Here is a 9,575-nt window from a genome sequence, read left to right on the forward strand (position 1 = left end):
CGAATAGTCCGGACGATAGCGAGAGTCGGAGCACCCGTGAACGTCAACGACCTGGTCAGGCGGATCTTGAACCGGCGAATCGCACTGCTCCTGGTAGCAGTGTTGGTGTGCGGTGCGGGGGCCTACGGATACACCACGGGAGTCACCGTCCGCGCGTCCACGGCCTCGGCCGTCGTCATACCCCCTCCGACATACTCCTCGACCGGCGACACCCTGGGCGCGAACCCCATGCTGAATCTCTCGCCGGAGAAGGCGCAGCTCGCCGGCATCCTTGCCACCTCCATGTCCAGCCAGGCCGCGCAGGCCGCCCTTGCGGCGGCCGCGCCGGGGGTGGACTACAAGGTTTCCAACACCATTGACCTGGGGCCGAGCAATCAACAACCGTCGCCTCAAGTGTCGATTCTGGTGCTGTGCAGCGCCACGTCCGACTGCCAGGCAGGTGCGGCGGCGCTCCTGGACGTTGCGCGCGACAATCTGGTGAAGCTCCAGGTGGGTGCGTCCGTCTCACCCGAGAACTGGGCCAGCCTCACGGTTCTGCAAGAACCCACCGCGCCCGTCGTGATGTCCAACAGCGCGATGAAATCGGCGGGCTCTATGGCGGTCGCGGCAGTCCTGGCGGGACTCATCGCGCTCCTGGTGTACGACGCACTTGCGGCCCGTCGTCGCAAAGAAAAGTCTGCCGATGCTCCGGCCAAGACCAAGGCGCGGGCGAAGACTTCGACGGCAGCCGCAGCGGACGAGCAGCCCGCCGCAGCCACCGCGATCGAGGAACCGGCGCCGGTGGCCGCGAGTGGCAACGGGCACGACGTGGCAAATAAGTCGACGCCCATGATCATCGACGATGACCTGGATAACGTCGAGATCGACGACGAGGCACTCGCTCAAGCGGTGCTGAACTGGACTCCGCCCCGACTCACCGATTTCCGCAGCTGGCGTGACGACAAGCCTTCCTCAGACCGATAGCCCACGCGCCGTCGCGTCCGGCCGAGGGCTGGACGCCGTCAGGTTCACCGCCGCGGCATTGATCGTGCTGCTGAGCACCCGGCAGGTCTACGCGGTCTACGCGTTGAAGGGACTGAGCCCCGCCCAGGTCGCGCTGATTCTCACCGGCGCACTGGGCGCCTATTGGGTGCTGTCGGGGCATCGTCTTACCCTCGGCGCACGAGGGCTCTCGGTCGCGATCCTGGCCTCGCTGCTGACAACGGTGGTGTCGTTCAATGTCGTCACCACGCGCGTCCTGCCGCATCTCGCTTTGATTCAGGCCGGACAGGGTATTGCCGCATTCGCGGTGACGGTGACCGCGCTCATGGGCTTGGTCTTTCTCTTCGCCGCCCATCCCGAGAGCTCCGCGCGCACCATCGAGATCTTGTTGAAGGCGCTTGTCATCGGTGGTGCCATCACGGCCGCCCTGGCCCTGGCGCAGTTCGCGACGGGCCTCGACGTCGCGGCTATGATCCGGATTCCCGGCATCATGAAGTTCGGCGATACGGGTGTCGCACACGGGATTGTCCGTGAAGGCGTCGTCCGCGCGCAGGGCGCTGCCGCCCATGCTCTGGAACTCAGTGCCGTACTGACCACCATCGCCCCCATTGGGGTGGCACTCGTGTACAGCGCCAAGGCGGCCGGCCGAAGGACCTGGCCATGGGCCCTGCTGACCATCGTGGTGATCGCGGGCTCGGTGGTGACGGTTTCCCGATCGGCCTTCATCGGATTGGCGGCGGCCATTCTCGTGATGTCGTGGCGTTGGCCGGTTGCCCGCCTCGCCGGGTTGCTGTGCGCCGCTGTGGGTGCGGCCGCAGTCGCCGCGGTGAGCGGACTCGGTGTCTTCGACGCGATCATCAGTACCTTCATGGGCAGCGCTGACGATCCATCGCTGCAATCGCGGGCCCGCGGAATCGACTACGTGATGTCACATTGGACAGAGCACTTCTGGCTGGGGCAAGGATCGTTCACGTATCCGCTCGGGGCCGAGCAGCCGGTTCTCGACAATGAATACCTCAGCCGCCTCATCGAGGGTGGCATCTTGGGCCTGCTGTCCCTGGTTGTCTTGATGATTACGGCGATCATCTACGCCGCCGGCGCACGCAATCGCTGCCGCGACGCGCCCACCACGGAGTTGATCAACGGCGTGCTGGGCGGACTCGTCGCGCTCACAGTGGTCGGCTCGGTCCTGGATGTATCCGCTTTCCAACAAATTTCGATGATTCGGTGGCTGTTGATCGTGCTCGCCGGTGGGGCGTGGGCGCTGGTCAGACGCGACCAGGAAGTAGCGACGTGACGCACCAGGGATTCGATCAGTCGAACGCATGGCAGGCCCGGCTGCACCACGCGGTACCGGGAGGTGCGCACACCTACGCACGGGGCGCCGACCAGTACCCCTTGGGCATGGCCCCTGTGCTGACCCGCGGCTCGGGCGCACGCGTGTGGGATGTCGACGGCAACTCCTATGTCGAGTACGGCATGGGGCTGCGCGCCATAACCCTTGGGCATGGTTATGCCCCCGTCGTCGAGTCCGTTCGCCAAACCCTGGACCGGGGAGTCAGTTTCAGCCGCCCCACGGTGCTCGAGGCCGAAGCCGCCGAGGATTTTCTGCGCACAGTGCCGACCGCCGATATGGTCAAGTTCGCCAAGAACGGGTCGGATGTGACCACCGCGGCGATCCGCCTCGCCCGCGCTGTGACCGGACGCACCGTAGTCGCGGCATGCCAACAACCCTTCTTCTCGACCGACGACTGGTTCATCGGCACCACCGAGATGAACGCGGGCATCCCGAAAGCTGCGACGGATGACATAGTCAGGTTCAACTACAACGATCTGCCAACCCTGACAACCCTTTTCGATCAGTATCAGGGCCAGATAGCCTGCGTCATCATGGAGGCCGCCAGCGCGGCAGCCGAGCCCGAGCCCGGATTCCTGGAATCCGTGCGGGCACTCTGCACCGACCACGGTGCGCTCCTGGTGTTTGACGAAATCATCACCGGATTCCGGTGGTCTGGTGCGGGTGCGCAGGCTGTCTACGGGGTCACCCCGGATCTGTCGTGCTGGGGCAAGGCGATGGGTAATGGTTTCGCGATCGCCGCACTCGCCGGAAAGCGGGACTACATGGAACGCGGTGGACTGCGCACCGACGATCCCCGGACGTTTCTGCTATCCACTACCAACGGACCGGAAGCGGTGGGACTGGCCGCGTTTCGCGCGGTGGTGCGGTCCTATGCTGACGATGCCCCAGTCCGCGCGATGGAGGCCGCGGGCCGCAATCTTGCCGAGGGTGTCGCCAGTATCGCTACGGAACTTGGCGTGGGCGAGCATATCCGGACCGTCGGCAGGTCTTCGTGTCTCACTTTCACGAGCCTCGATCCGGACGGACAGCCGTCGCAGGACTATCGCGCGCTGCTGTTGCAGGAACTGCTGTGTCGTGGCGTATTGGGGCAGTCCTTTGTGATCTCCGCCGCACACACACCGTCCGATATCGCATCGACCCTGGACGCGGTGCGGGGCGCCGCCGAGATGTACCGGCGAGCCCTCGATGCGGGCAGTACCGACGGATTCCTGGTGGGACCGGCCGTCGCGCCGGCATTGCGCTCACACGCAGCACCGCGGCGGATCCCCTAACGTCGTCCTTCTTGCGGGTTCACGCGTTTACCGCCCCGCGTTCGTCTCGTTGGCGTATTAGTAAATGTGGCCCGTATCGCGTTGATCTTAGATAGCAACTACTACTACGCTGCGTCGTAGGAGGTGGCGATGAACGCCCTGGATGTATCCCGATGGCAATTCGGCATCACCACCGTGTACCACTTCATCTTGGTGCCGTTGACCATTGGGCTCGCACCGCTTCTGGCCATCATGCAGACGGCGTGGGTTGTCACCGGCAATAACGCCTGGTACCGCCTCACCCGGTTCTTCGGCAAGCTGTTCCTCATCAACTTCGCATTGGGTGTCGCCACCGGCATCGTGCAGGAATTCCAGTTCGGGATGAACTGGAGCGAATACTCCCGCTTCGTGGGTGACGTGTTTGGCGCTCCCCTCGCTCTCGAAGGGCTCGTGGCCTTCTTCCTGGAGTCAACTTTCCTGGGTTTGTGGATATTTGGCTGGACGCGCCTACCCAAGCTGGTGCACCTGGGGTGCATCTGGATGGTGGCGATCGGAGTCAATGCCTCGGCCTTCTTCATCATTGCTGCCAACTCGTTCATGCAGCATCCGGTGGGTGCCATCTACAACCCGGAGACCGGCCGGGCCGAGCTGACCAGCATCACCGAGCTCCTCACCAACAACACGGCGTTGGCCGCCTTCCCGCATACCGTCGCCGGATCCTTGCTCACGGCTGGAACATTCGTCGCCGGCATCTGTGGCTGGTGGATGGTCCGCTCACACAAGCTCGGCACTCTGGAGGACGCGCGCACGATGTACCGGCCCGCAGCGATCGGCGCGTGTGCGGTCATGATCCTGTCCGGAGTCGCCCTGGCGTTCACCGGTGACGTCCAGGGCAAGCTGATGTTCCAGCAGCAGCCCATGAAGATGGCCTCGGCCGAATCCCTGTGTTACACCGAGAAAGACCCCAAGTTCTCGGTGTTGACCGTGGGTACCCACAACAACTGCGCCAGCGTCACACACGCCATCTCCGTGCCCTATGTCCTGCCGTTCCTGGCCGAGGGAAAGTTCAGCGACGTCACCCTCAAGGGCGTGGAAGACCTGCAGAAGGAATACGAGCAGAAATTCGGTCCGCGTAACTATCGCCCGAATCTCTTTGTCACCTACTGGGCCTTTCGCGCGATGATCGGGCTGGCCGCGGGATCCGCCGTGCTGGCACTGGCCGGACTCTGGGTCACCCGGCGCGGACGGATCCCGAGTCAGCGTTGGTTCGCCTGGCTCTCAATTCTGGCTATTCCGACTCCCTTCCTGGCCAACAGCGCCGGGTGGGTATTCACCGAGATGGGACGACAGCCCTGGGTGGTTGCCCCCAATCCCACAGGAGTCGAACAAATCCGGCTTACCGTGGACTTGGCGGTATCCCATCACTCGGCGGCGACGGTGTGGCTGTCTCTCATCACGTTCACCCTGCTCTACGGCGCACTGGGGGTGGTGTGGTTCTGGCTCATCCGCCGATACACCATCGAGGGGCCCCTGGAACACGACACCGAGCCCGCCGCACCCGTCACCGGTGACGACAGCCTCAAACCGCTGTCCTTCGCCTACTAGTTCAACCAGTCGCGTAAGGAGGCTCCGAACATGAATCCGACGACATTGCAACAGTTCTGGTTTATCGTCGTGGCGGCGTTATTTCTCGGCTTCCTCGTACTCGAAGGTTTTGACTTCGGTGTCGGTATGCTCATGCATCCGCTCGGCCGCGGTGACGATCGTCGGCGCCGCGCCGTCCTGAACACCATCGGGCCGGTATGGGACGGCAATGAGGTCTGGCTCATCACCGCGGGCGGCGCGATGTTCGCAGCCTTCCCGCACTGGTATGCGACGGTGTTCTCCGGCCTGTACCTTCCGCTGCTGCTGATTCTTGTGGCCATGATCGTCCGGATCGTCGCCATCGAATGGCGGGGAAAGATCGACGACCCCCGTTGGCGCGCCCGTTGCGACCTCGGGATAGCCATTGGATCGTGGATACCCGCCCTGCTATGGGGTGTGGCGTTCTCATCGCTGCTCGCCGGGCTCCCGGTGGACAGCGCCAAGCAGCTCACCCTCACCCTCGGCGATGTGCTTCGACCGTATGTGCTGTTGGGTGGCGTTGTTTTCGTGGCGCTCTTCGCCTTTCACGGTGCACTGTTCATCTCGCTCAAGACCGCGGGCGCGGTCCGCGAGGACGCCGTCTCGATTGCCCGCAGATTGGCGATACCCGTCATTGTCGCGGCCGGTGGTTACGGACTATGGACACAGCTCGCCTACGGTAAGAGCTGGACGTGGATCGCGCTCGCGATCGCCGCGGTGTCGCTGGTGGGTGCGGCATTGTCCTCGCGAATCTCCCGTGACGGCTGGGCATTTGCTTGTACATGCCTGACGGTGGTCGCTGTCGTCACCCTGCTGTTTGGCTCCCTCTACCCCAACCTCATTGTCTCCAGCCTCGACCCGGCCTACAACCTGACGGTGACATCGGCATCGTCCAGCCCGTACACGCTCCGCGTCATGAGCTGGGCGGCGGCGGTCACCGCTCCGGTTGTGTTGATCTACCAAGGCTGGACATATTGGGTGTTCCGGCAGCGCATCTCGGCCGACCAGATCCCAGATCCGGTCGGGCTCCCCGTGCGATGACGGCATCGCGCAGTGCCCCGGTCGATCCACGACTGTGGCGCCGCAGCGCCCCCGCCCGCCGCTACCTGATCCTGACAGTGCTCTGCGAGCTGGTGATGACGGCCTGCACGCTCACGATCGCGGTGGTCCTGGCGCATGCCCTTGCCCGGCTGATCACCGATTCGGCGTCTCGCGACATGGCACACATGGGGCAACCGCTCAGCATCCTCGTCGTGCTCTGGATCCTTCGGGCCGCAGCCCAGGGTGTACAGACCCGGTTCAGCGAACGGGGCGCCACCGGTGTCATCGCTGACCTCGACGACCAGTTGTTGGCGACCATGGCCGAGGCACAACCGCGTGAGCTAGAGCGGTATCGGGACGCGGCTATGACGGTGCTGACCCGGGGACTGGACGACCTGCGCCCCTACTTCGCCGGGTACTTGCCCGCGGTCCTGAGTGCCGCGATCGTGACACCCGCCGCCGCTGTGGTGATCGCGTTATCCGATATCCGATCGGCCATCATCGTCACCATTACGCTGCCGCTCATACCGATCTTCATGATTCTCATCGGCCTGCTCACCCGAGATCGGGCCGAGGCGGCGCTGAACGCCTCGACAGCCGTCACCGGTCAGATTCTCGATGTGATAGCGGGTATCCCGACTCTTCGTGCACTCGGGCGTACCGCGACGCCGCTGCGCCGGATCACCGAACTCGGTGCCGCGCAGCGCCGTTCCGTCATGGCTACGTTGCGGGTGGCGTTCTTGTCGGCGATGGTGCTCGAAATGATCGCGACCCTCAGCGTCGCGCTCATCGCGGTGAGCATTGGCATGCGCTTGGTCTTCGGGCACCTCGATCTCACCACCGCGCTGACCGTACTGATTTTGGCGCCCGAGGTGTACTGGCCGTTGCGGCGCGTTGGAGTCCAGTTCCACAGTGCCGCCGATGGTAAGGCCGCCGCGGACAAGACCTTCGAACTCCTCGACAGCATCAGACCCGTGGATGTCGCTGGCGGAACGATCACTCCGCGCCGGCAACCGGTGATCGGGCTTGAGGCCGTCAGCGTGCCAGACCGAAGCGGTTATGCACCATGGGAATTGACCGCGACGATCCGCCCCCGCGCCGTCACGGTACTCACCGGCCATAACGGAGCCGGAAAGTCGACGGTGCTACACGCGATCACGGGCCTCACTCCACCCAGGCACGGTCGCGTTCTGGTGGATGGGGCATCGCTTGACCAGATCCAGCGCGACATGTGGTGGTCGATGATCGGATGGTTGCCGCAACGCCCGGTACTGATACCCGGCACCGTCCGTGAGAATCTCGAAATGTTCGGGCCGCTGGACGATCTCGAATCCGCGCTTGCCGACAGCCAGTTCGACAGCACACTGCGGACACTGCGAGACGGATTGGATACCCGCCTCGGTGCGGGCGGTGCCGGACTGTCACTGGGTGAACGCCAGCGGCTGTGCCTGGCCCGTGCGCTGGGCACCAATCGGCCGGTCTTGTTACTCGATGAACCCACCGCGCACCTCGACGCCGATACAGAGGCCTCCGTGCTGGCCGCACTGGTTGCCCGCGCCCGGCGGGGCGCCACCGTGGTGCTGGTGGGCCATCGAGCGCCTGTCCTGGCTGCCGCCGACGAAGTATTCACCGTGCAGGCAAGACATGCTGCGCACCTCTGATCCGTTACGGCACTGGCTGATCGCGCTGCGGGTACGGCCGGTGCGGTTGGCCATCGCCGTGACCTATGGCGTCTTGGCACTGGGGAGTGCGCTGGCACTGGCCGGTTTGTCGGCGTGGTTGATCACCCGGGCTTGGCAGATGCCACCGGTTCTCGATCTGTCCGTTGCCGTCGTCGCGGTGCGCGCCCTGGGTATTTCGCGTGGCATCTGGCGGTACTGCGAACGGCTCGCGGGTCACGATATGGCGCTGCGAGGTGCCGGCACAGTCCGTGCGCATGTATACGCACGCCTGGTCGACGGCTCGGCCGGACCGCTGCGCAAAGGTGCGGTGCTCGATCGTATCGGCGCAGATATCGACGAGCTGGCCGAGATAGTCGTACGCAGCATCATCCCGGTCGCGGTAGCCGGGGTACTCGGGGTCGCGGCCACCGTGGCGGTCGCGCTGATATCGATACCCGCCGCAGCCATCTTGGCGTGTGCCCTCCTGGTCGCCGATGTCCTGGCACCGGCATTGGCCTCCCGCGCATCCGGTGCACGGGAGACACGCGGCGCCCGCGCTCGCGCCTTGCAAGCTGAGACGACGGTCGAGATCCTCGATCATGCCCCCGAACTGCGAGTGGGCGGCCTTCTCCCCCGTCAGCTTGAAGTAGCGCGTCAGCGCCGCAGAGACTGGGCTGCGGCTCAGGACGCCGCCACCGCTCCTGCCGCATGGTCGGTGGCGGCACCCACCCTGGCCATGGGAGCTGCCGTGGTCGGGGCGCTGGCGGCGGCGGTCGAGCTCGCCGGGCATATCGCACCAACCACCCTCGCCATCCTGGTGCTGTTGCCGCTCGCCGCCTTCGAGGCCTCCACCGCGCTGCCCGCGGCGGCCATCGGGATTGCCCGTTCACGGGCATCGGCGCGACACCTGCACGAGCTGGCGGCCGGAGCGATCGATGCTCCGGCGCCTGTTGATGTGATGCCCACAGCCGGCGCGGCGGGCACATCGCTCGAATGCACCGAACTGTGTTGGCGGACCGGCCATTCGACATCGGGCCCACTATCATTCCGTGTGGCAGCGGGTACGAAGATGGCGATCACCGGTGCCAGCGGTATCGGCAAGACATCCCTGCTGATGACGCTGGCAGGGCTCGCGCCGGCGGCCTCTGGTGCCATCCGGGTTGATGGCAACGCACTCGGGGACCTTCCATCTACTGAGCTGCCCTCGCTCATCAGGTTTTTCGCCGAGGACGCGCACCTGTTCGCCACCACGGTCCGCGACAACCTTCTTATCGCTCGGGGCGATGCGACCGACGGCGAACTGGTAGACGCGTTGTCCGAGGTCGGCCTTGGCCCCTGGATCGAGTCGTTGCCGCACGGGCTGGACACGGTATTGACCGCAGGTGCGGCCTCGGTGTCGGGCGGGCAACGCCGACGGATGCTACTCGCCAGGGCTCTGTTGTCCAAGGTGCCCGTGCTGCTGTTGGACGAACCCACCGAACATCTCGATGGCCACGCCGCTGAGGCGTTCCTGCGGGAGTTGTTAGACGTCAAGAGCTCACTGCTGGCGGGCCGAACAGTCCTGGTGGCGACCCACCATCTACCCGATTCAGTGACCTGCCTGCGCATCCAACTCGGCGATACAGTGCAGGTATGACGGAAACGCCGCCTCCGCCCCCG

General features: G+C 64.9%; 7 protein-coding genes. All 7 read left to right on the forward strand.

Going from position 1 to position 9,575, the window contains the following annotated elements:
- The first annotated feature begins 36 nt into the window (after window positions 1-36).
- Window positions 37-963, forward strand: a complete 927-nt coding sequence (locus B4394_RS17715) for a hypothetical protein (RefSeq protein WP_078315827.1) — start codon at window positions 37-39, stop codon at window positions 961-963.
- Complete coding sequence (locus B4394_RS17720) at window positions 935-2,278, forward strand: O-antigen ligase family protein (protein ID WP_078315828.1); 1,344 nt, start codon at window positions 935-937, stop codon at window positions 2,276-2,278. The genes B4394_RS17715 and B4394_RS17720 overlap by 29 nt, the downstream gene beginning before the upstream one ends.
- On the forward strand, window positions 2,275-3,612 hold the full coding sequence (locus B4394_RS17725; protein ID WP_139360279.1) for a glutamate-1-semialdehyde 2,1-aminomutase: 1,338 nt from the start codon (window positions 2,275-2,277) through the stop codon (window positions 3,610-3,612). Before B4394_RS17720 ends, B4394_RS17725 begins: the two co-directional genes overlap by 4 nt.
- A 129-nt stretch (window positions 3,613-3,741) precedes the next feature.
- Window positions 3,742-5,196 carry a cytochrome ubiquinol oxidase subunit I gene (locus B4394_RS17730; protein ID WP_078315830.1) on the forward strand — a complete coding sequence of 485 codons (1,455 nt, stop codon included), beginning with the start codon at window positions 3,742-3,744 and terminating at the stop codon, window positions 5,194-5,196.
- A 30-nt stretch (window positions 5,197-5,226) separates the two neighbouring features.
- Window positions 5,227-6,255 carry a cytochrome d ubiquinol oxidase subunit II gene (gene cydB / locus B4394_RS17735; RefSeq protein WP_078312479.1) on the forward strand — a complete coding sequence of 343 codons (1,029 nt, stop codon included), beginning with the start codon at window positions 5,227-5,229 and terminating at the stop codon, window positions 6,253-6,255.
- Window positions 6,252-7,916, forward strand: a complete 1,665-nt coding sequence (cydD, locus tag B4394_RS17740; protein WP_078312478.1) for a thiol reductant ABC exporter subunit CydD — start codon at window positions 6,252-6,254, stop codon at window positions 7,914-7,916. The genes cydB and cydD overlap by 4 nt, the downstream gene beginning before the upstream one ends.
- Window positions 7,900-9,552 (forward strand): thiol reductant ABC exporter subunit CydC, encoded by a 1,653-nt coding sequence (cydC, locus tag B4394_RS17745; protein WP_078312477.1) that lies wholly within the window; start codon window positions 7,900-7,902, stop codon window positions 9,550-9,552. Before cydD ends, cydC begins: the two co-directional genes overlap by 17 nt.
- The last annotated feature ends 23 nt before the right edge of the window (window positions 9,553-9,575 follow it).

The sequence above is a fragment of the Mycobacterium sp. D16Q16 genome (assembly GCF_002013745.1).
Taxonomy (GTDB): Bacteria; Actinomycetota; Actinomycetes; order Mycobacteriales; family Mycobacteriaceae; genus Mycobacterium.